General features: G+C 73.0%; 16 protein-coding genes and 1 pseudogene. 8 read left to right on the top strand and 9 right to left on the bottom strand.

All coding sequences use genetic code 11. The features are described 5' to 3' along the window. Positions 1-947: 947 nt before the first annotated feature. Together AB0447_RS35310 and AB0447_RS35305 are read right to left on the bottom strand one after the other, a co-directional pair. Complete coding sequence (locus AB0447_RS35310) at positions 948-2,351, bottom strand: HEAT repeat domain-containing protein (RefSeq protein ID WP_366481050.1); 1,404 nt, start codon at positions 2,349-2,351, stop codon at positions 948-950. A gap of 311 nt (positions 2,352-2,662) precedes the next feature. Beyond that, complete coding sequence (locus tag AB0447_RS35305) at positions 2,663-3,076, bottom strand: ankyrin repeat domain-containing protein (RefSeq protein ID WP_366481048.1); 414 nt, start codon at positions 3,074-3,076, stop codon at positions 2,663-2,665. A 363-nt stretch (positions 3,077-3,439) separates the two neighbouring features. On the opposite strand from AB0447_RS35305, the gene AB0447_RS35300 reads away from it, so the two are divergent. Both AB0447_RS35300 and AB0447_RS35295 read left to right on the top strand, forming a co-directional pair. Then, entirely contained in the window at positions 3,440-3,634 is a 195-nt protein-coding gene (locus AB0447_RS35300) for a hypothetical protein (protein WP_125605336.1), read from the top strand. A 43-nt stretch (positions 3,635-3,677) separates the two neighbouring features. After that, positions 3,678-5,174 (top strand): annotated as a pseudogene (locus tag AB0447_RS35295) (ATP-binding protein); the annotation flags it as partial. Positions 5,175-6,567: 1,393 nt separating this feature from the next. On the opposite strand, the gene AB0447_RS35290 reads toward AB0447_RS35295, so the two are convergent. After that, positions 6,568-8,070, bottom strand: a complete 1,503-nt coding sequence (locus AB0447_RS35290) for a PLP-dependent aminotransferase family protein (protein WP_366481047.1) — start codon at positions 8,068-8,070, stop codon at positions 6,568-6,570. A gap of 522 nt (positions 8,071-8,592) precedes the next feature. Here AB0447_RS35290 and AB0447_RS35285 point away from each other — a divergent pair. The 3 genes from AB0447_RS35285 (at position 8,593) to AB0447_RS35275 (ending at position 11,448) form a co-directional block, all read left to right on the top strand. After that, on the top strand, positions 8,593-9,363 hold the full coding sequence (locus tag AB0447_RS35285) for a glycerophosphodiester phosphodiesterase family protein (RefSeq protein WP_366481046.1): 771 nt from the start codon (positions 8,593-8,595) through the stop codon (positions 9,361-9,363). A 35-nt stretch (positions 9,364-9,398) separates the two neighbouring features. After that, positions 9,399-10,805 (top strand): MFS transporter, encoded by a 1,407-nt coding sequence (locus AB0447_RS35280; protein ID WP_366481045.1) that lies wholly within the window; start codon positions 9,399-9,401, stop codon positions 10,803-10,805. A gap of 268 nt (positions 10,806-11,073) precedes the next feature. Then, positions 11,074-11,448, top strand: coding sequence for an RNA polymerase-binding protein RbpA (locus tag AB0447_RS35275; protein WP_003959706.1), 375 nt, complete (start codon positions 11,074-11,076; stop codon positions 11,446-11,448). A gap of 240 nt (positions 11,449-11,688) precedes the next feature. Here the strand turns inward: AB0447_RS35275 and fxsA are convergent, their stop codons facing one another. From fxsA to AB0447_RS35260, 3 genes are all read right to left on the bottom strand, one after another. After that, entirely contained in the window at positions 11,689-12,291 is a 603-nt protein-coding gene (gene fxsA / locus AB0447_RS35270; RefSeq protein ID WP_366481044.1) for an FxsA family membrane protein, read from the bottom strand. An 88-nt stretch (positions 12,292-12,379) separates the two neighbouring features. Next, complete coding sequence (locus AB0447_RS35265) at positions 12,380-13,168, bottom strand: polyprenol monophosphomannose synthase (protein WP_366481043.1); 789 nt, start codon at positions 13,166-13,168, stop codon at positions 12,380-12,382. A 303-nt stretch (positions 13,169-13,471) separates the two neighbouring features. After that, a complete protein-coding gene (locus AB0447_RS35260; RefSeq protein ID WP_366481042.1) occupies positions 13,472-15,115 on the bottom strand; it encodes an amidohydrolase in 1,644 nt (547 codons plus the stop codon). Positions 15,116-15,212: 97 nt separating this feature from the next. Here AB0447_RS35260 and AB0447_RS35255 point away from each other — a divergent pair, with 97 nt between their 5' ends. Continuing rightward, positions 15,213-16,697 carry a hypothetical protein gene (locus tag AB0447_RS35255; RefSeq protein WP_366481041.1) on the top strand — a complete coding sequence of 495 codons (1,485 nt, stop codon included), beginning with the start codon at positions 15,213-15,215 and terminating at the stop codon, positions 16,695-16,697. 23 nt (positions 16,698-16,720) lie between these two features. Here the strand turns inward: AB0447_RS35255 and AB0447_RS35250 are convergent, their stop codons facing one another. After that, positions 16,721-17,161, bottom strand: coding sequence for an Lrp/AsnC family transcriptional regulator (locus AB0447_RS35250; protein ID WP_366481051.1), 441 nt, complete (start codon positions 17,159-17,161; stop codon positions 16,721-16,723). Between the two features lie 214 nt (positions 17,162-17,375). On the opposite strand from AB0447_RS35250, the gene AB0447_RS35245 reads away from it, so the two are divergent. Further along, positions 17,376-17,819, top strand: coding sequence for a hypothetical protein (locus AB0447_RS35245; protein WP_366481040.1), 444 nt, complete (start codon positions 17,376-17,378; stop codon positions 17,817-17,819). A 10-nt stretch (positions 17,820-17,829) separates the two neighbouring features. Here the strand turns inward: AB0447_RS35245 and AB0447_RS35240 are convergent, their stop codons facing one another. Both AB0447_RS35240 and AB0447_RS35235 read right to left on the bottom strand, forming a co-directional pair. After that, entirely contained in the window at positions 17,830-18,942 is a 1,113-nt protein-coding gene (locus tag AB0447_RS35240; RefSeq protein WP_366481039.1) for a phosphotransferase family protein, read from the bottom strand. A gap of 83 nt (positions 18,943-19,025) precedes the next feature. After that, positions 19,026-20,162, bottom strand: coding sequence for a hypothetical protein (locus AB0447_RS35235; RefSeq protein ID WP_366481038.1), 1,137 nt, complete (start codon positions 20,160-20,162; stop codon positions 19,026-19,028). Positions 20,163-20,415: 253 nt separating this feature from the next. Here AB0447_RS35235 and AB0447_RS35230 point away from each other — a divergent pair, with 253 nt between their 5' ends. Further along, positions 20,416-20,667, top strand: a complete 252-nt coding sequence (locus AB0447_RS35230) for a hypothetical protein (protein WP_366481037.1) — start codon at positions 20,416-20,418, stop codon at positions 20,665-20,667. Positions 20,668-20,758 lie beyond the last annotated feature (91 nt).

Here is a 20,758-nt window from a genome sequence, read left to right as displayed (position 1 = left end):
AGCGACGCGACGAAGGAGCGCCCTTGACAGGGCGGACGGACACGGAATGACACTGGGACTGCCGGGAAGGCCCCCCGCCTGCTCCTTCGATTCCGTCCAGGCGAAGCCCCGGCAACCCCCTGGCCCCGCCCGGCAGACAGGCCCGGCCCGGCCAGGGCGCGCCCCGGCTAGCCGCCGCTCCAGCAGTGAGCGGGGTCGCGGCCTGGTGGGCCGCTGCGCGGAGCCTTTCCCCTACCCGCCCCTTCCCGACCTGGGGCTCCGCCCCAGACCCCGCGCCTCAAACGCCGGCGAGGCTGGAGAGCGGGCTATCAGCCCAGCCCCCGCACTCACCGCGGCGGGGCTGGAAAGCGGGGCCCCGGCTCGGCCCCGCTGTCCACCCCGCCGAGGCCGGAAAGCGGGGCTCCGGCCCAGCCGGAGGCCCCGGCGGGTACCGCTCAGCAGGCCAGTGGGACCGCGCTGTGCACGCCCCGAACACCCGACCTCACGTGTTCCGGTCTCCGTCTGGCCGAAGCCCCCAGGGGTGGGTGGCACACCACCGCCCCAGCCCGGCCCCGAGAGGGGGACAAGGAAGCGGGCCCGCGCCGGGCGCCCCCAGCCCCACCCGGGCCTGCCGACTCGTCCGGCCGAAAGCCCCCCACCCCGCCCCCGAGCAGGGGGACGAAGGAGCGGGGTCGTGCCGGGCGCCCCCCAGCCCCACCCGGGCCTGCCGACTCGTCCGGCCGAAAGCCCCCCACCCCGCCCCCGAGCAGGGGGACGAAGGAGCGGGGTCGTGCCGGATGGCACGTGTGCCCCGCTCGGGTGGGTGAGCGGGGCGGTGTCCTGGGTGCTGTGCACACTGCCAGGCTGCCGGGGGCCCGGTGGATGGTTGGCGGGGATGGGGGCGGGCCCGCGCCAGGGGGTTTTGGGTTTGGCGCGGGCCCGGGGCCCAGGGGGGTGGGGCAGGTGGGTCAGACCGCCTGTTCTGTTCCCGGGGACATTCTGCTGCGGACCGCCGACTGGACGTCCTCCTCCTCCGCCGGGTCCGCCGCGAGGCGGCGGAGGCGGTCGGCCACGCGGGCGTCTGCCGTTTCGGCGTGGTGGGCGGCGACCTCGCGGGTGGATTCCTCGCAGTCCCACAGGCATTCGACGGCGAAGCCCGCCGCGAAGGAGGGATCGGTCGCCGCCAGGGCGCGGGCGGCGCGGCCGCGCAGGTGCGAGGAGGCGGTTTCGCGGTAGATGTGGCGCAGCACCGGTGCCGCGCAGCCGATCGAGAGCCGGCCCGCGCCGTCCACCAGCGGGAAGAGCGAGGCGGAGTCCGGGCCTGCGGCGCGGACCGTGGAGCGGAGGGCGGCGAGGACCAGGGTGGTGTCCTCTTGGCCGCCGTGGCCGGCCAGCAGGCCTGCCGCGGCCTCGCCGAGGGCGTCGGGGCGGCCTGCCCAGGTGCGGGCGCGGGCCACGGCCGCCGGGCCGGTCATGCGCCGGTAGGCGGCGATGGCCGGCTCGTCGCCGGCGGCTTCGATGAGGTCGAGGACGGCCGGGTTCTCCGGCTCGGCCAGGACGAGGTGGTGCAGTGCGGTGGCGCGGGCGGCTTCGCCCGCGGCGCCGGCGGCCGCTGCGAGGATCCTGGGGCGGTCCTCGGCGGTGGCGACGGCGGCCAGGCAGCGTGCGGCGGGCACGTGCAGCGGGGTGCCGCGGCGCAGCCCTTCGGCGGCCCATTCGAAGACGGCTTCGACGCCCCAGCCGGGGCGGGGGCCGTCGCCCGTCATCTGGCGCTGCCAGCGGGAGAAGGAGCCCTGCTCGCGGGCCGCCCGCAGCCGGGCACCGTACGCGGGCAGTGCTTCCCACAGGCTCCACGGGCGCGGTTCGTACGCGTCGCGGACGGCGGCGGCCAGCTGGGCCTCGCCTTCCGGTGTGGCGGGGAAGTGGGCGAGCACGGGTCCGGCGAGGGCGCGCAGGCCCGTGTCGTCGTCGCGCAGGGCGAGCTCGTCCAGGGCCCAGGCCCAGTTCGCGCCCGAGGCGGCATAGCTGCGCAGCAGCATCAGCGCGTCGTCGCGGCCGTACGAGGCGAGGTGGCCCAGTACGGACAGGGCGAGCCCGGTGCGGGTCTCGGAGTCGTCGACGAGGTCGTCGGCACAGAAGAGGTGGTTTTCGATCTCGCCGAGCGGACCGTCGAGGTCCATGTAGAGCCTGGCGTAGTACAGGGAGCGGTTCTCCACCTGCCAGTCCTGGCGCGGGTCGCTCAGCACGCACTGGTTGAGTGCCGCGAGGGCCTCGGCCCTGGGCGCGGCGAGTGCGTGCAGCGTGCCGTCGCCGCGGCCGCGCTGGAGGAGCCCGAGCAGGGTACCGCTCGGCGCTATGACTGGTTCGAACATGGGAATGGCCTCAAATCAAGCTGGGGACGCAACCGGGAATCGGGATTCACAGGGCCGCGTAACAGCATGTGAGGACGTCCGCCGTCATGTTCCGCTCGATGTAGACCATTGTCTTCTCTCTTTCGTCGGTGACCGGAGTTCCCCCGTACCCCGTACCTCGGGGTCTCTACCCCGTCCCTCGGGGCTCTCTCCGGATCCGACGCCATGATGACCCAGCCGGTTTGTGCGCCGCGACCACATTTATGGCCGCCGTGACCAACCCGGGATCAACTCGGTGTCCCTGGTGGCCGGTCACGCCCCGAAAAAACGGACTACTCGGCTCCGAAGAGCTTGAGCAGTTCGGTCTTGCCGAACATGCGGGCCGTGTCCACGGCGGAGGGGGTGCCGGCGGCCGGGTCGGCTCCGCCGGCGAGCAGGGCGCGGATGACGGCTTCCTCGCCCTTGAAGACGGCTCCGGCGAGCGGGGTCTGGCCGCGGTCGTTGGCCCGGTCGGCCTCGGCGCCGCGCTCGAGCAGGGCCGTGACCGTGTCGGCGTGGCCGTGGTAGGCGGCGAGCATGACGAGGGTGTCGCCGCGGTCGTTGGTGAGGTTCGCGGGGGCGCCGGCGTCCAGGTAGGCGGCGAGCGTCTGCGTATCACCCTGCCGGGCGAGGTCGAAGATCTTGGTTGCCAGTTCGACGACGTCCTCGTCGGGGGCGCCCGGGGTGTCCTGGGGGCTCTCGCTCATGGGGGCGTACCGCCTTTCACTGCTGCTGCTGTCTGCTGCCGGGTGCCGACTGCCGACTGCCGGCCGTGGGGCCGTTGGCCGTGCCTGCTGCCGGCTGCCTGCCGGTCCGCCGCTGCACCGTTTCGCGTGCGCGCGTCGTCCGTTCGGATGAAGCCACAGCTTACTGGCCGTAACCGCACATGACCGGCCCGGGGCGAGGCAGAGATGTGTGAGGGACCGGATCGGCGCAACCCGCCACTTGAACTGAGCCGGTCAAGTGAAAAATGCGGCTAATCACCCGGATGCACCTGTTGTCGCATTGATACTTCCTGTGAGGTAGGGAGAACTGATGGTGACTGTCCCCACCCACCAGGAGAACCTCACATGGTCCTGTCCATCTCAGGCGTCGTCCTGCTCGGCATCATCTGCTTCCTCTTCTTCAAGAAGGACGGGATGAAGCTGACCCACGCCTTCGTCTGCGGCCTCTTCGGCTTCTTCCTCGCCGGCTCGGCCATCGCGCCCAGCATCACCGCCAGTACGGCCAGCCTGGCCAGCCTGCTCGGCGGTATCAAGCTCTGACCGCCCCGACGACCCGCACCACCCACAACTCCAGGAGACGCCCGTGGCCCGGCGCCCACTTCCCCGCATCCTTGAGCGCGGCAGCGTATCGCTGGCCCGGGGCCGCGAGTTCGCGCGCACGGCAGCCGACGGTGCCACGGACGTCCTCCACCCGCTCCTCACCATCGGGCGCGGCCTCCGCATCCTGGCCGCGGCCGGGCGGCGCAAATGGGCCGACACCCCCAAGGACAAGCGTGGTCCCGCACTGTTCCTGGCCGCGGCCTGCGTCCTGGTGGTGGCCCTCGTTCCGTACGGTCCGCTGCTCGCCATGATCACGGTCATGGCGGCGGCCGCCTGGCAGGGGCGCGACCGGGCGCCGGTGGACGAGGGGCCGGGCGAGGCCGAGGCGGAGCGGCTCGGCGCGCTCTACGAGGCGCTCGTGCCGTACTTCTCCATCCCGGAGGACCCCAGTCCGCTCTTCGCCCACGGCGGTACGTGGGACAAGGCCTTCAGCGCCTACGCCTTCGACAGAGTCGGCCGGCTCACCCACCTCCGCATCCGCTATCCGGCGTACTTCACCGACGGCGAGCCCGAATCGCGAGCCCGGATCGAGGCATTGCTGCACGCCAAGTCCGGGCGGGGCCGCGAGTACCTCTTCGACTGGGACGAGGAGGGCAACACCCTCGACCTGAGCGTGCTGGCCCCCCTGCCGACGGGCATCGCCGCGCAGCACTTCGTGACCTCCCCCGGCGAGATGGTGCTCGGCTTCACCGACTCCGGGAACGTGCAGCGCACCCTTCCGGTACTGGACGGCGAGGAGGTCCGGGACGTGCCGCCGGTGATCTGGCGGACCGGCCCCCGGGCCACCGAACCGCACCTGCTGGCCGTGGGCCAGCCCGGCAGCGGTACGACGACACTGCTGCGCTCGATCGCCCTGCAGGCGCTTCAGCACGGGGGCGACGTACTGATCGTGGAGGGTGCCGGCAGCGGGGAGTACGCCTGTCTGGCCGGGCGTACGGGCGTCCTGGCGGTGGAGTGCGGGCTCGGCGGGGCCCGCGCGGCGCTGGAGTGGGCGGCCCAGGAGACCGAGCGGCGGCTGATCGCCGCCAACCGGGCCCGGCAGGAGGGGCGGGCGGCGCCGGAGGACGTGCGGCGGCCGCTGTGGATCCTGCTCGACCGCCCCAGCGTCCTCGGACACCTGGCGGCGGCGGACGGGCGGACCGATCCGTTCTCGCTGCTGCAGGTGCCGTTGCGGCACGGGCGGGCGGCGAACACCACCGTGGTGGTGGCCGAGCAGTTCGACCACCTGGAGCTGCTGAGCGAGGTCGTGTGGGCGCACACCCGGGCCCGGGTGGTGCTGGGGCCCGCCTCCGTGCAGCAGATCACCAGCGTCCTGGGGCTGCCGCCGCACACCACTCCGACGCCGGAGGTGCCGGCGGGGCGGGGGTATGCGCGGCTGGGGTCCGGGCTCGTGCACCGGTTGCAGGTGCCGGCGACGCCGGATCCTTATGACGAGGCGGCGGGGGTGGGGGGGCGGGAGGCGGTGTTGGGGTTGTTGCCGGGCGTGGGGGTTGGGGGTGGCGGGGGTGCGAAGCCGGCGGAGGTCCTGCCGGCTTCGGCGCCGCATGAGCAGCCGCCCGCCCAGGCCGGTGCCCTGGGGGTGCCGGCCTCGCCGTCGCCCGACCAAGCCGGGCCGGCTGGGGTGCCGGCCTCGCTTCCGCCCGAGCAGCCGCCCCTTACGGAGCCTCCGGCCCGAACCGGTGCCCTGGCGGTGCCGACCTCGCCGTCGCCCGAGCAGCCGCCCCCTGCGGAGCCTCCGGCACAGGCCGGTGCCCTGGCGGTGCCGGCCTCGCCGTCGCCCGACCAGCTGCCCCCTGCGGAGCCTGCGGCACAGGCCGGTGCCCCGGAGGTGCCGGCCTCGCCCGGGCAGCCGCCCGCTGCGGAGCCTCCGGCACAGGCCGGTGCCCTGGCGGTGCCGGCCTCGCCGTCGCCCGACGAGCCGCCCCCTCCGGCGCCCCGGGCACAAACCGATGCCCTGGCGGTGCCGGCCTCGCCCTCGCCCGACCAGCTGCCCCCTCCGGCGCCCCGGGCACAAACCGATGCCCTGAGGGTGCCGGCCTCGCCCTCGCCCGGGCAGCTGCCCGCTGGGCAGCCGCCTGCGCAGGCCGGTGCCCCGGAGGTGGGGGCGGAGGCGCCGTAACCGGGCTCCTCCTCCTACGGGCTGCCGCGCAACGCCAATCGAGCCCCGCCGCGCCACCTCCAGCCCCGCCGGCGATTGAGGCGCGGGGGTCCGGGGGCTGGCCCCCGGCAACGGCGCCGCACCCGACCGGGCACCTCCAGCCCCGCTGCCCGTACGGTCTGCCACGCAACGCCAAATCCAACCCCGCCCGGCCGCCTCCAGCCCCGCCGGGCACATCCAGTCCCGCCGGCGTTTGAGGCGCGGGGGTCCGGGGGCTGGCCTCCGGCAACGGCGCCGCACCAGGCAGGGCAGCCGCTGCGCGGAGCCTTTCCCCTACCCGCCCCTTCCCGAACTGGGGCTCCGCCCCAGACCCCGCTCCTCAAACGCCGGAGGGGCTGGATGGGTACCGCCAGGCGGAGCTGGGGTGGTACCGCCAAGCGGAGCTGGGGTGGACCGCCCGGCGGAGCCCAGACCCCGCGCCCAAACGCTGGCGGGGCTGGGGTGGTACCGCTCGGGGGCCTGGGGTGTGCGCCCGGCGGAGCCCGGACCCCGCGCCTCGAACGCCGGGAAAGGCTGGGAAGTGCCGCCCGGCGGGGCCGGGGCGTGCGCTCGGCGGAGCCCGGACCCTGCGCCTCAAACGGCGGCGAGGCTGGGGATGGCTCCGTCCCCGGCCGGGGTGGGTGGGGGTGGGCGGGTCCGGCCATCGCGGAGGCGTGGGGGGACGCCGGCGGCGCTGGGGAAGTGCGAGTCGGCGGAGAGGGACGGGGGGGAGGGGCTATGCCACGAACGTGCGGGGGGGTTCTGTTGTGTGGCCCGCGGCGCCCGTGGTGACCAGGCGGGCCGCGGCCGAGAGGCGGGCGGCGGCTTCGTCGGCTACCGGGCCGCCGACCGTGAAGGGGAGGCGGACGTAGCCCTCGAAGGCGCCGTCCACGCCGAAGCGGGGGCCGGAGGGGACGCGCACGCCGACGCGTTCGCCGACCTCGGCCAGCCGGGAGCCGGAGAGTCCGCCCGCGCGGGCCCAGAGGGTGAGGCCGCCCTGGGGTACGGAGAACTCCCAGTCGGGGAGTTCCCGGCGGACGGCGGCGACGAGGGCGTCGCGGTTCTCTCGGGCCTGGGTGCGGCGCAGTTCCACCGCCTCCGCCCAGCCGCCCGTCCGCATCAGCCAGTTCACCGCCAACTGTTCCAGGACCGGCGTACCGAGGTCGGCGTACGCACGGGCCGCGACCAGGCTGCGGATAACGTCGGGGGCCGCGCGCACCCAGCCGATCCGCATCCCGGCCCAGAACGCCTTGCTGGCCGAGCCGACGGTGATCACGGTGCTGCCGGCCGGGTCGAAGGAGCACACCGGGCGGGGCATCTCCAGGTCCGGGTCCAGCTGGAGTTCCGCCATGGTCTCGTCCGCGACCAGGACGGTGCCGGCCGACTTGGCCGCCTCCACCATGGCGCGCCGCTGGTCCTCCGTGGCCAGCGCGCCGGTCGGGTTGTGGAAGTCGGCGACCACGTACGCCAGCCGGGGGGCGGCGTCGCGCAGCACCTGGCGCCAGGTGGGCAGGTCCCAGCCGGACAGGCCGTCGGACATGGCGACCGGTACCAGCCGGACCCCGGCCGCGCGCATCAGCTGGAGGATGTTGGCGTAGGAGGGGGATTCGACGGCGATGCGTTCGCCGCGCCCGGCGAAGAGGTGGCAGATGGCGTCGATGGCGCCCATCGCCCCCGTGGTGACCATGATCTGTTCCGGCATGGTCGGGATGCCGCGTTCGGTGTAGCGGTCGGCGAGCATCCGGCGGAGGGCCGGCAGTCCGGCCGGGTAGTCGCCGTGGGTGTGGGCGTACGGAGGGAGCTCTTCCAGGGCGCCCTGGACGGCCCGGGTCAGCCAGGGTTCGGGGGCGGGGAGGGCAGCGCAGCCGAGGTCGATCATCGAGCCGAGGGCCTCCGGAGGGAGGGGCTCCAGGCCGCGGGCGGGCAGCGGGTTGCCCGCCGGGACGGAGGTCCAGCTGCCGGCGCCGCGCCGGGACTCCAGGAAACCTTCGCTGCGCAGGGCCTCGTAGGCGGCGGCGACGGTGGTCCGGCTGAGGGAGAGGGAGACGGCCAGTTCGCGTTCGGCGGGGAGCCGGGCGGCGACGGGCACGCGGCCTTCCAGGACGAGCAGGCGGATGCCGTCGGCGAGGGCGCGGTAGGCGGGCGGTTTGCGGGCGCCGGGCACGGCCGGGCGGGGCTGCTGGGAGGTGATCAGCCGGGCGAGCTGGGCCGTGCCCACCGCGGAGGTCCACTGAGCCATGTTGTCCGGTCCACCTTCATCGGATTGGCCATGCCCGGCCGGGGGTGCGGCCGGGATTGGATTGTTTCTGCGGGGACAGGGTGGCACGGCGCGGTCCACCTGCACCAGCCCGCCGGTCGGCCACCCTTCCGACTCCGACTGGAGCTCCCCCGACTCGCGGCGGGCGTGGGCATGTCCACCTGCAGGAGACCGCCCATCGGCCACCCTTCCGGCCGGAGTGCCCGGGATGCCAGGCGGGCAGGGCGCAGGGGTGGCACGGGCACGATCCGCCGGCGCCGGCCGCCGGCCTGCCGGTCGGCCACCCCTCCGGCCGGAGCGCCCGCATAGCCCGGGCAGACACGGGCGTGCCCGCCTGCACGAGACCGCCCGTGGGCCAGCCTTTCGGTCGGAGCACCCGACAGCCCGGGCGGCGGCGCGAGGGTGGCACGGCGCGGTCCACCTGCACCAGCCCGCCGGCCAGGCCACCCCTCCGGCCGGAGTGCCCGGGAATCCGGGTGGGCGGGCGGGGTGCATACTGCCGCCGTGACGCACGTACGCCTTCGGCACCCGTACCTGGACCATCCGGCTCCCATTCCGTTCGCGCACCGGGGAGGGGCCTCGGACGGGTTGGAGAACACCGCCGCCGCCTTCCGACGGGCGGCCGGGGCGGGCTACCGGTATTTCGAGACCGATGTGCACGCCACCGTCGACGGCAAGCTGGTGGCCTTCCACGACGCGACCCTGGACCGGGTCACCGATGCCGGCGGGCGGATCGCCGAGCTGCCGTGGAGCCGGGTACGGGAGGCCCGGGTGGCGGGGGTCGAGCCGCTGCCGCTGTTCGAGGAGCTGCTGGAGGAGTTCCCGGACGCCCGCTGGAACATCGACGTGAAGGCGGAGTCGGCGCTGCATCCGCTGGTGAACCTGATCGCCCGGCGGGGTCTGTGGGACCGGGTGTGCGTGGGCTCGTTCTCGGAGAGCCGGGTGGCTCGGGCGCAGCGGCTGGCCGGCCCGCGGCTGGCCACCTCGTACGGGGTGCGCGGGGTGGTGGGGCTGCGGCTGCGCTCCTTCGCGATCCCGGCTGCGCTGCGGGTGGGCGCGGTGGCCGCGCAGGTTCCGGAGATCCAGGCGGGCATCCGGGTGGTCGACGAGCGGTTCGTGCGGACGGCGCACGAGCGTGGGCTGCAGGTCCACGTGTGGACCGTGAACGAACCGCAACGCATGGAGGCGCTGCTCGACCTGGGTGTCGATGGCATCATGACCGACCGGATCGACATCTTGCGCACGGTGCTGGACCGGCGCGGGGCCTGGGCTTAGCGGCCCGGGCCGGGACCTGCGAGGGGGCACCGGGAGTGAGTGCGCAGACGACGGACGGGGCGGAGCCCGCAGGGCCCGGCGCGGACGGGGCCGAGGTCGGGGCCTCGGACGGGGCTCCGGATGGTGCTGCGGCCCGAAGACGGGAGCAGCGGGGCTGGTACTTCTACGACTTCGCCTGCTCGGTCTACTCGACGAGCGTGCTCACGGTGTTCATCGGGCCGTACCTGACCTCGGTGGCCAAGGCGGCCGCCGACTCCGAGGGGTTCGTGCACCCGCTGGGCATTCCGGTGCGGGCGGGGTCCTTCTTCGCCTACTCGGTGTCGATGTCGGTGATCGTGGCCGTGCTGGTGATGCCGCTGGTGGGTGCGCTGGCCGACCGGACCGGCCGGAAGAAGCCGCTGCTCGCGGCGGCCGCGTACACGGGGGCGACGGCGACGGCCGGGCTGTTCCTGCTGGGCGGGGAGCGGTATCTGCTGGGCGGGCTGCTGCTGATCGTGGCGAACGCCTCGCTGGCGGTGTCGATGGTGCTCTACAACTCCTACCTGCCGCAGATCGCCGGGCCGGACGAGCGGGACGCGGTGTCCTCGCGGGGCTGGGCCTTCGGCTACACCTCGGGCGCGCTGGTGCTCGTACTCAATCTGGTGCTGTACCAGGGGCACGAGTCCTTCGGACTGTCCGAGGGGATGGCGGTGCGGATCTGTCTGGCCTCGGCGGGTCTGTGGTGGGGGGCGTTCGCGATCATCCCGCTGCGGCGGCTGCGGGACCGGGAGGTGGTGCGGGATCCGGCGGCGGCAGCGGTGGGTACCGGCTGGAAGCAGCTGGTGGCGACCCTGAAGGACATGCGGCGGCATCCGCTGACCCTGTCGTTCCTGCTGGCCTACCTGATCTACAACGACGGCGTGCAGACGGTGATCTCGCAGGCTTCGGTGTACGGCTCGGAGGAGCTGGAGCTGGAGCAGTCCACGCTGATCGTGGCGGTGCTGCTGGTGCAGGTGCTGGCGGTCGTGGGGGCGCTGGGGATGGGCCGGCTGGCGCGGGTGTACGGCGCCAAGCGGACGATTCTGGGGTCGCTGGCCGCGTGGACGGTGACGCTGGCGGCCGGGTACTTCCTGCCGGCCCGGACCCCGGTGTGGTTCTTCGCGCTGGCGGCGATGATCGGGCTGGTGCTGGGCGGCAGCCAGGCGCTGTCGCGCTCGCTGTTCTCGCACCTGGTGCCGGCGGGCAAGGAGGCCGAATACTTCTCGGCGTACGAGATCAGCGACCGCGGGGTCGCCTGGGTCGGGCCGCTGGTTTTCGGCCTGACGTACCAGGTGACGGGGAGCTACCGGGACGCCATCATCTCGCTGGTGGCATTCTTCGCTCTGGGGTTCGTACTGCTGGCCCGGGTGCCGGTGCGGCGGGCGGTGGAAGCCGCCGGGAATCCTGTTCCCGCACGGATTTGACGAACTGATTTAGACGTTGAAGTAAAAGGCCGGTAGTGTACGCCTTTGGCCTGCCAGGCGGACCGTTACTGCGTGTTGAAGAAGTGAAGACGTTGGGTGACATCTGCTGCCAGATGTGACAAAACGGGCATTGGTGGGTACAACAAGGGGCGGCACGACGGGCGACGCACGACCCGGAGCGGGAATCTATACCGCCGACCGGACGTTGACCGGATGACGACGACAGCGACACCTGTCCTGTGGGCGACAAGCCCGGGAGGCACGATTCATGAGTGAGCGAGCTCTCCGCGGTACGCGCCTCGTGGTTACCAGCTACGAGACGGACCGCGGCATCGATCTGGCCCCGCGCCAGGCGGTGGAGTACGCATGCCAGAACGGACATCGATTTGAGATGCCGTTCTCGGTTGAGGCGGAGATTCCGCCGGAGTGGGAGTGCAAGGCGTGCGGCGCCCAGGCACTCCTGGTGGACGGGGACGGGCCCGAAGAGAAGAAGGGCAAGCCCGCGCGAACGCACTGGGACATGCTCATGGAGCGGCGTACCCGCGAGGAGCTCGAGGAGGTGCTGGCCGAACGGCTGGCCGTCCTTCGCTCCGGTGCCATGAACATTGCCGTGCACCCGCGGGACAGCCGCAAGTCCGCGTAGCGCGCTCAGGCGCGCGGTGCGCAGAAGAGCCGTGGGGCTCTGCCACTACCGGTGGCAGAGCCCCACGGCTCTTCGGCATGCCTGCGTTCCGCGTATTCCGTGTATGCCTGAATTCTGTGCGTCCTGTTCGGGTCTGACGGATTCCGGTACGGGTCCGCCCCCGGCGCCGACCGGTGGCCGGGCTCGGGGGCGGGGTGGAGCCGTGCAGGTCAGGGGCCGTACGGGTCAGGGCCGTGCAGGTCAGGGGGTGAGCGGCGGGCGGGGGCCGCTGTCCGGGTGGGTGCCGGCCTGGTCGGGGCGGTCCTCGCGGATGACCTCGCCCTGGACGACCTTGCCGTCCGGGTAGCGGATGCGGGCCTGCTGGAAGGCGTCGCCGAAGCTGCCGGCCGGAGCCGAGGCCATCTTCTTCTGCAGGGCGCGCTCGGTCCGGCGGCTCACCAGGGCGCGCACCGGCGGCAGCAGCAGGAGCAGGCCGAGTACGTCGGAGAGCAGGCCCGGCATGATCAGCAGCAGTCCGGCCAGCATGGTCATGCCGTTGCCGGAGCCCTTGGCCGCGGCCGGGGGTGCGGCGGGCGGGCGGCCCGTCCGGGCCGCTTCCTGGGCCTGCTGGAAGGTGTTGGTCATGTTCTTGAAGGCGCGCCGCCCGGCACGCTTGATGACCACCGCGCCCAGCACGAAACCGCCCGCGAGCAGCGCGACCACGGTGAGACCGCCGACCGCCTCGGAGACCAGGCCGAGCAGCCAGATCTCCAGGACCAGCCAGGCGGCGATGCCCAGGGGCACGAAGGTACGGGGGCGCGCGGGGCGCCGGGGGGCCGTCGAAGTGGGAACGCCGGTCGTCATGACGTCCAGTGTGCCCGGACCCCCGTAAAAACGGCGTCGGCCGGAGGTACCGGGCATCCCCTAGGGGCGGGCCACGCGGGGGCGGGAGCTAGGAACGGTGCCGGGAGCCGGTGCCGGGGATGCCCAGCTTCGCGGCCCGGGTGCTCAGGCCCCAGGTGGTGACCCGCCAGAGCGCCTCGACCACGATGTCCTTGCTCATCTTGCTGTCGCCGAACTCGCGCTCGACGAACGTGATCGGCACCTCCACCACGTGGAAGCCCTTCTGCACCGCCCGCCGGGCCAGGTCGACCTGGAAGCAGTAGCCGGCCGAGGCCACCTCCTCCAGACCCAGTCCTTCGAGGGTCTCCCGGCGGAAGGCCCGGTAGCCGCCCGTCACGTCGCGGATCGGCACGTCCAGCATCAGCCGGGAGTACGTCGATCCGCCGCGGGAGAGGAACTCGCGGTGCTTGGGCCAGTTGACCACCCGGCCGCCGGGCACCCAGCGGGAGCCCAGCACCAGATCGGCGCCCTTGAGGGCGGTCAGCAGCCGGGGCAGCTCCTCGGGCTGGTGGGAGCCGTCGGCGTCCATCTCGACGAGCACGCCGTAGCCGCGCTCCAGGCCCCAGCGGAAGCCCGCCAGATAGGCCGCGCCCAGGCCTTCCTTGCCCTTCCGGTGCAGGACGTGGACCTGGTCGTCCTCGGCCGCCAGCTCGTCGGCGAGCTTGCCGGTGCCGTCCGGGCTGTTGTCGTCGGCCACCAGGACATGGGCCGCGGGCACCGCGGCACGCACGCGGGAGACGATCGGCCCGATGTTCTCCGCCTCGTTGTAGGTCGGAATGATCACCAGGGCCGTGCCGAGCGGCCCGTACGCCCGCTCCCGCTCACCGCCGTCGCTCACTGATTCCCCTTAGTACGTCCAGTCACAGCTACCCCCACTCTAGGCGGTGTCGGGCTAACAGCGGGTCGGGGCCCGGCGTCCTTCGGGCCGGCCCGGCTCCCGCTGGCTGCGGGCGGCCGAAACCGTTGTCTACTGGACCGCCGGGCCCCACCCGGGTCGCACCCGCCGCCCGGCGAAACCTTCCCTCGCCCCCGAGGCGCGGGCGCGCTGAGCGGACGGATCCGTCCGGCACGGACGTCCTGTGGTGGACCCGGCCGAACCTATCCGGGTCCGGCCGCCCGCACCGAACGCAGGGAGACCGGATCACCCCTGTGGCCGTACGAATACCTCCCGGCCGCCGACGACCGTGGCGAGGCACACCGGGAGCTCCGTGCCGGGGCTCAGGTCGGGCAGTCCGGGGGTGCCGGAACGGGGGTCGGTGGACCAGCGGGCCACCCGGTCGTCGGGGGCCTGGACCACCAGTTCCGAGGTCTGCCAGACGGCGTAGTCGGCCGGTGCTCCGGGGACCAGGATGCCCGCGTCGTCGCGGCCGATGGCCCGCCAGCCGCCCCGGGTGTGCGCGGTGAAGGCGGCGCGTACGGAGATCCGGTGCTCGGCGGTGCGGTGGAAGGCGGCGGCGCGGACCGTGCCCCACGGGTCGAGGGGGGTGACGGGCGCGTCGGAGCCGAAGGCGAGCGGGACGCCGGCCTTGAGCATGGCGGCGAACGGGTTCAGGGTGCGGGCCCGGTCGGCGCCGAGCCGGTCGGCGTACATGCTGTCGGGGCCGCCCCAGTTCGCGTCGAAGGCGGGCTGCACGGAGGCGGTCAGCCCGAGTTCGGCGAAGGCGGCGATGGTGGCCGGGGTCATCATCTCGGCGTGTTCGACGCGGTGCCGGGCGGCCCGGACCCGGGCCAGGCCGACCTTCTCGGCGGCCGCGCGGACCCCGTCGACCACCGCGGTGATCGCGGCGTCGCCGATGGCGTGGAACCCGGCCTGCAGGCCCGCCTCGGTACAGGCGGCGACATGGGCGGCGACCTCGGCGGTGTCCAGGTAGGCGGTGCCGGTGTGGGCGGCGTCGGTGTACGGGGCGTGCAGGCAGGCGGTGTGGGAGCCGAGGGCGCCGTCCACGAACAGGTCGCCGGCGGCTCCGATGGCGCCGAGCTCGCGGGCCCGGTCCAGGTCCCGGTCGGCCCAGTAGCCGAAGACCCGGGGGCCGGGCTCCGCCTCGGCGAGGGCCAGCAGGCCGGTGAAGTCCTCCGGGGAGGAGATGTCGGGGCCGCCGCACTCGTGGACGGATCCGATGCCGAGGGAGGCGGCGTGCCGGAGGGCCTCGCGCTGGGCCTCGGCGCGCTGGGCGGGGGTGATCGCGGCGAAGGCGGCCGCGCGGACGGCGTGGTGGGCGTCGCGGGTCAGCGGCTCGCCGTCCTGGAAGCCGGCGGTCTCCCGGATGCGGGGCACCCGGTCGAGGAGGGCGGTGGTGACGACGGCGGAGTGCACGTCGATGCGGCTCAGGTAGAGCGGACGGCCGCCGGTTGCCTCGTCCAGCTCCGCCCGGCGCGGAGCCCGGCGCTCCGGCCAGCGGGCGGCGTCCCAGCCGTGGCCGAGCAGCACCCGGTCGTCGGGGCGCCGCTCGGCGTAGGCCCGTACGAGGTCCAGGGCGTCGGGGAGGGAGCGGGCGCGGGTGAGGTCCAGGCCGGTGAGGGCGAGGCCGGCGGAGGTGGTGTGCACGTGGGCGTCGGTGAACGCGGGGGTGACGAGTGCGCCGTCGAGGTCGACGACCTCGTCGACGCCGGAGGCGAAGGCGTCGGCGGCTCCTTCGGAGCCGACCCAGGCGATGTGGCCGCGCTCGACGACCAACGCCGTGGCGAAGGGATCGGCGGGGCTGTGGACGTCGCCGCCGCGCAGCAGCACGGTACGGGTGGCCGTGGGCGGGGCGGGGTCGGTGTGCGGGGTCGCGCCATGGGTCATGGGGACCAGTCTCCCCCCTGCCCGGCACCGGTCCGGCGCGGGGTCGGATGGAGTACCCGTACGTGCGCGGCCGCCGTCTGACGTAGAGCCTGGAGCCATGAACCGGCCGAAGCGGGCGGTGGTCGAGCCGCCGGACAGCCGCGGCCTGCGCGAGGTGCGCGTCGACGGCGTGACCGTGGGGCGCGCCTGGTCGCCGCGCGAGCTCCGGCGGCTGCTGGTCCGGGCCGGATTCCCCAAGGACGTGGACCTCGCGGACGGTACGTCGGTGTCCTGGCGCGGCGAAAACGGTACGTCGGTTTCCCGGCGCGGCGGGGACGGTGCGTCGGTTTCCCGGCGCGGCGGGGACGGCGAGAGCTGGCCCGACCGGCCCCTGCGGCGGCGCGCCGTGACGGCCCTGTTGGTGGCGGGGCTGCTCGGCTCCACGGCCCTGCTGATCCACGTCGGCCTCGTGGACATGGTCGGGGCGTTCACCTTCGCGGGGCGCGTCAGCGGCTTCCTCTTCGTCCTGGCGGGCATCCTGACGGGCGGAGCGGCCGCCGCCGCGCTCGACCTCGGCGGTAAGCGGAGATTCCGATATGCCGGAGCCTTCGTCCTGGTCGGGGTGATCATCACTGCGGCCACGTGCACGCTGCTGCTGGTCCTGTGGCTCCAGGAAAAGGAGTTCACGCCGTACCTGCTGACGTATCTCCCGCTGTGGGTCTGGTCCCTGTGGGCGCTGTGGCTGGTGTGCCGGGAAAGGCCTTGGAGGGGAATTCCGCACCCCAAGAAGTTCGCGGCCGGAGTCACGGCTTCGGCTTTTCTGGCCGCCGCGAATCTGGCCTACTCGGCGGCCTACCAGCCCTCCGCCGCCCAGATCCACTTCGTGTACCGGCTGAAGTTCGGCACCCCGTACGCGGACCCCGAGCGCCCGGTCATCCACCTTCCGCTGACGATCAGCATGGAGAACACCGGGACGGTTCCGTTCTGGGTTCTCGGCAGCGCTTTCGTGGTGTACGGCAGGTCGTCCGCATTCACCGCGGACGAAAAGGTGATCAAGGACTGGCGTCAGGACGCCCAGGACAGTGAGCTCTACGTCGGCACCCCCGCCTACACGGTCATCCGGTACGGAACCTTCGTCCCCGCCGGCGCGCTGGTCAGTCCGGGAAGCCATGCGCTCCAGGAGAAGGTCCTCCAAGTGCCCAAGGAGGCCGGGTTCGACGCCGTGGAGGCGTCGAGCGCCATGACCGTACTGCGGAGGGACCGGGGCATCGTCGACCTTGACTTCAACGTGCCCCACTATTCCTGGTTCAAAGGGGAGTCCGGTCGCGTCGACTGCCCGGCCTGCGGGGATTTCGCATTGCACTTCGGCAGGCTGCGCTACAACAACAACATCATGAACGTGACGCGGAAGCCCCGCTACGTCACCTCGCTGCGCTACCTGGACAGCGCGAGCCGACAACGGTACGGCGTCGTCGTCTCACCGCTGGACGCGGCGGGCAAGGTCACCTGGAACCCCGACCCGGAGGACCGGCTCGACCTCCTGGAGCTGGGGAGCGGCTTGGCAGCCGTCTCCTTCGCGTCCGTCCTCAAACAGCTGCGCTGATGCGGCGGCTCCCGGCCCCCGGACTAGACGCGGGGCGGGCGGGCCTCGTACGGGGTGGAGAGGACCACCGTGGTGCGGGTGGAGACGCCGGCCAGGTGGCGGAGGCGGCCCAGGAGGTCTTCCAGTTCCAGCGGGGTGGCCACCCTGACCTTGAGGATGTAGTTCTCGTCGCCGGCCACGCTGTGGCACGCCTCGATCTCCGGTACTCCCGCCAGGCGCTCCGCGATGTCGTCCGGGGCCGACGGGTCGAAGGGCTTGACCGAGATGAAGGCGGTCAGAGGCAGCCCGACGGCCTCGGGGTCGACGACGGCGGCGTAGCCGCGGATGACCCCGCGCTGCTCCAGGCGGCGTACTCGCTGGTGGACCGCCGACGTGGACAGGCCCGTGGCCTTGCCCAGGTCCGTGTAGCTCATCCGCCCGTCCCGGACGAGCAGATCAACGATCTGGCGGTCCAGCTCCTCCATTGTGCTCATAGCCGCACAACCTAAGGCCCAGGAGTGGTCCGCGCCCAGTACCGTCTCGCCGGAAGGGGCACCTGCGGCAGGCATGTGACGAATGCCACAGGGGTATGCAGTCCTCTGCCGGGGTGTTGTGGTTACTCGTGCGGCATGGCGGGAAGTGCTTGCTGTGGCCGAGGCCGAACCTGCCCGCCCGGCCCACCCAAGGGGGAGTACAACCATGTCGAACACCAAGCGCTCCGACCGCAGCGAACCGGAGCCACTGGAACTTCTCGAGGCCGAGGACGCCGAGGACGCCGCCTATCCGGACGAGGCCGCGACCGCCGAGTTCTTCGAGATCCACCACGCGACCTGCCCCGACTGCGGGCAGTCGATCGCCCTCGTCGCCGACGAGGAGCACCTTCCGGAGCACGCGCTCTGCCTGACCCCGTGGAACCCCTTCGGGCTGACGGTCTGTGCCGGCACCGGGCGCCCGGTGTCCGATGCGCTGCCCGTGATCGGTGCCGCCGAACCGCAGGAGCTCGAGCCCGTCGTGGTCCTGACGCTCCCGCAGGGGCTGGACTGGCGGACGCAGCCCTTCTCGCACGTGGGCGGTCCGGGCTCGCGTCCTGTCCGTGTGCCGGCCACGCCGCCGCAGCTGCGTCAGCACGTACGGGCGGCCTGACGGCCCCTCCCTACCAGTAGGTGCCCTGCACCATGGCGGCCAGGCTGGCGTGGTGCAGGATCAGTCCGTCGACGTCTTCGGCGGCCGCGGGGATCTCGACCTCGCCGAAGTGCGCCTGCCGGTAGGCGATCCGGAGCATCACGATGCCGTGCCGGAGCGCCGCGTACAGGGTGTGGAACTCCATGTCGCGCGGGGTGTGCCCGGTGAGTTCGGCGTACCTGCGTTCCAGGTCTTCGCGGCGCAAGAAGCCGGGGAGACCGGGCTGACCGAAGGAGACGGTCAGGTCCTGGAAGAAGCGGTGCAGGTAGACGGTCCAGCCGAGGTCCACCTCGCGCGGGGCGTAGGAGGCCATCTCCCAGTCCAGGACGGCGACCGGCCGGAATCCGTCCGGCGCGTAGATGACGTTGCCGATGCGGGCGTCGCCCCAGTTGAGGACGGGCTCGCCCTCGTCTTCGGGCCAGAGCTCCGCCAGCCGGTCGAAGGCGCGCTCGATCAGCGGGGAGCGCGCCAGGTCCTTGACCACCCACTCGTAGTAGGCGCGCTGGGCCTCGACGTGGCGGCGCAGCGGGCTGCCGCCCTGGTCACCCTCGGGAAGCAGGAACGCGGCTTCCTTGGCCGGGAACTGGTCGTGCAGGCGGGCGAGCAGCGAGATGCTCTCCTCCTGGAGTTCGGCGCGTTCGGCGTCGGTGGCGGCGTGCAGCCAATTGCCCTCGTAGGTGTAAGGCATGACGTCCGGCGGTACCCGGCCCTCGGCGCGGGCCATCACGAAGAACGGCGCCCCGAGCGGGCCGGGGTCCTCCTCCAGCCATTGGACGCGCGGCACGGGGAGGTCGGTGTGCTCGGCGACCAGGCTCATCACCCGGTGCTGGCGGGACATGTCGTAGGACGGGAAGACGGTGTACGCGGCCGGGTCCGCGGCCAGCCGGAGGGCGCAGGCCCGGATCGGGGTGTCGGGGTGCTCGATGTCGAAGAGCAGGGTCTCGCTGGACATGCCGTTGGAGCCGGGGACGGTGATGCCGGTGATGCGGGCGCCGGGGAGTTTGCCGTCCAGCCAGGCGGTGAGGCGGCGGCCGAGTTCTTCCGGGTCGCGGGTGGAGGTGCGGGGGCGTGGTGCCGTTGCCATTGCTGCTCCTTTCCTGCCGGGTCCTGTCGGTTTCTCTTGGTTGCTCTCGGGTTCTCTTGGCTGTTCTTGGCTGTTCTTGGCTTCTACGGGGCGACGGAGGAGTAGTCGGTGAAGCCGCTGGGGTCGTGGCGGCCGAAGCTGCCGTGTTCGAAGATGCCGTGGCCGGTCCGTCCGTCCAGGGTGAAGCGGGCCGAGTGGTCGGTGACCCCGTACGCGGCCATGGGGTGGGCGGTGGGGTCGGACAGGTCGTAGACGCGGCGGTCGGTCCAGCCGCGGCCCTGCCAGCTGCCGTGCTGCCAGTCGGTGGCGGGCGGGTAGCCGGCCCCGACGGCGAGGGGCGAGGAGTTGAGGATCTCCACGCCGAGTTCGAGGGGTTTGCGGGAGACCGGGTCGGTGAGGTGGATGACGGCCCGTTCGGGGTGGCGGGTGCCGGGCCGGTAGCGGATGTCGGCGTACGGCCAGCCCAGTTGGGTGTCGGGGCGGCCGGTGTCCTCGGGGAAGACCTGGACGGCCTCGTTGAGGGTGCGGTGGCCGTCCGCGTCCTCCTGGACGATGACCATGAGGAAGCGGTCCTCGAACCGGACCGGGATCCAGAGCCAGTGGAAGCCCTCGGTGCGGTGTTCCTCGGCGGCCCGGCCGCCGTCCTCGCCGGGGATGGGGCGGACGCCCCAGCTGCGGTCGCGGGTGCCGGTCCACTCCCCCGGTGTCAGGGTGAGCTCCTCGCCCTTGGCCCGGAGGGTGCCGGTGACCTGGCCGGCCTGCACGAATCGGCGGCCCTCCAGCATCAGCCGGTCGCCGCGCCGCTGCACGTGGTGGGGTTCCCAGACGGCGGGGAACTCGGCGGTCCAGGTGAGGTCGAAGGAGAGGCCTTCGGGGTCCTCGGGGTCGGGGTCGCAGTGCAGGGTGAGCTGCTTGAGGGGGGTGTCGACGGTGATCCTCAGGGGGCCGACGGACAGGTTCATCCGGTCGTCGGTGAGGGCGTCGGAGGCGCGGACGGCGAGGAGTTCGGTGCCGGTGCGGAGGGTGGCGTAGGCGTCGATGACCCCGGCGTTGGGGTAGACGCCGAGGCCCAGGATGAGGACGGCCCGTCCGGCGTGGTCGAAGACGTGGAAGATGCAGCGGTCGTAGGCGTTCCGGTCGCCGGTGGCGACGTGTTTCATCGACAGCGGGGCCTGGTGGACGGGGTATTCGTCGAGGGCGATGGGGCGGTCCGCGGGCATGGCAAACCTCCTGGGCGCGGGGGCGGCTCGGGGATATGACGGTACGTCAGAAACCGCGCCCGGGGCCAGAGTCCTGTCATTCCCTGCCAGTTCGGCACTCGCAGCCTGCGCGGGCGAGTGAGGCGAAGGGGGCGCGCCGAGCCCTGCGAGTCCGGCAGAGAGCGCCCCGGAGCCGAACCGAGCCCCAAGAGTGGGGACAGTCCGAACGCATGGCCCCAGTGACCCGGGCCGCAGGCTCCGCGTTGGCCCATGCATGACCCTGCTTGATGCTTCAACCGGAAGACGGCGGCGACCCGTGCCGCCGGGGCACGAAGAATCGGTTCAGCATTCGTCGGCGCCCCAGCACGCCGCCCGGCAGCCCGCCGATCCGCCCATCTACCGCGACCTCATCGACCGCTGGTCGGTCGAGGGCCGGACACTGCCGGGGCGGCGCGATCCGGAATGGTCCCGGCTCGCGTCCGCCCCGGTGTGGCCGAGCGGCCCCCTGTTCGAGGACACGCCCTAGTCTTCTGAGTCAGGAATTCTGTTCAGATATGAGGCGAGGCGTTCGAGGATCTCGTCGGCGGTCTTGGTCCAGACGTAGGGCTTCGGGTCGG

It is taken from the genome of Streptomyces sp. NPDC051211, from assembly GCF_040689505.1.
Taxonomy (GTDB): domain Bacteria; phylum Actinomycetota; class Actinomycetes; order Streptomycetales; family Streptomycetaceae; genus Streptomyces.
The sequence above is the reverse complement of the archived record's forward strand: the minus strand, read 5'-3'. Positions and strand labels throughout refer to the sequence as shown.

What these genes read in the sequence shown, in the direction of transcription:
- AB0447_RS35310 (WP_366481050.1), bottom strand. Translation starts at nt 2,351, where the DNA reads ATGTTCGAACCAGTCATAGCGCCGAGCGGTACCCTGCTCGGGCTCCTC.
- AB0447_RS35305 (WP_366481048.1), bottom strand. Translation starts at nt 3,076, where the DNA reads ATGAGCGAGAGCCCCCAGGACACCCCGGGCGCCCCCGACGAGGACGTC.
- AB0447_RS35300 (WP_125605336.1), top strand. Translation starts at nt 3,440, where the DNA reads ATGGTCCTGTCCATCTCAGGCGTCGTCCTGCTCGGCATCATCTGCTTC.
- AB0447_RS35290 (WP_366481047.1), bottom strand. Translation starts at nt 8,070, where the DNA reads ATGGCTCAGTGGACCTCCGCGGTGGGCACGGCCCAGCTCGCCCGGCTG.
- AB0447_RS35275 (WP_003959706.1), top strand. Translation starts at nt 11,074, where the DNA reads ATGAGTGAGCGAGCTCTCCGCGGTACGCGCCTCGTGGTTACCAGCTAC.
- fxsA (WP_366481044.1), bottom strand. Translation starts at nt 12,291, where the DNA reads ATGACGACCGGCGTTCCCACTTCGACGGCCCCCCGGCGCCCCGCGCGC.
- AB0447_RS35260 (WP_366481042.1), bottom strand. Translation starts at nt 15,115, where the DNA reads ATGACCCATGGCGCGACCCCGCACACCGACCCCGCCCCGCCCACGGCC.
- AB0447_RS35255 (WP_366481041.1), top strand. Translation starts at nt 15,213, where the DNA reads ATGAACCGGCCGAAGCGGGCGGTGGTCGAGCCGCCGGACAGCCGCGGC.
- AB0447_RS35250 (WP_366481051.1), bottom strand. Translation starts at nt 17,161, where the DNA reads ATGGAGGAGCTGGACCGCCAGATCGTTGATCTGCTCGTCCGGGACGGG.
- AB0447_RS35245 (WP_366481040.1), top strand. Translation starts at nt 17,376, where the DNA reads ATGTCGAACACCAAGCGCTCCGACCGCAGCGAACCGGAGCCACTGGAA.
- AB0447_RS35240 (WP_366481039.1), bottom strand. Translation starts at nt 18,942, where the DNA reads ATGGCAACGGCACCACGCCCCCGCACCTCCACCCGCGACCCGGAAGAA.
- AB0447_RS35235 (WP_366481038.1), bottom strand. Translation starts at nt 20,162, where the DNA reads ATGCCCGCGGACCGCCCCATCGCCCTCGACGAATACCCCGTCCACCAG.
- AB0447_RS35230 (WP_366481037.1), top strand. Translation starts at nt 20,416, where the DNA reads ATGACCCTGCTTGATGCTTCAACCGGAAGACGGCGGCGACCCGTGCCG.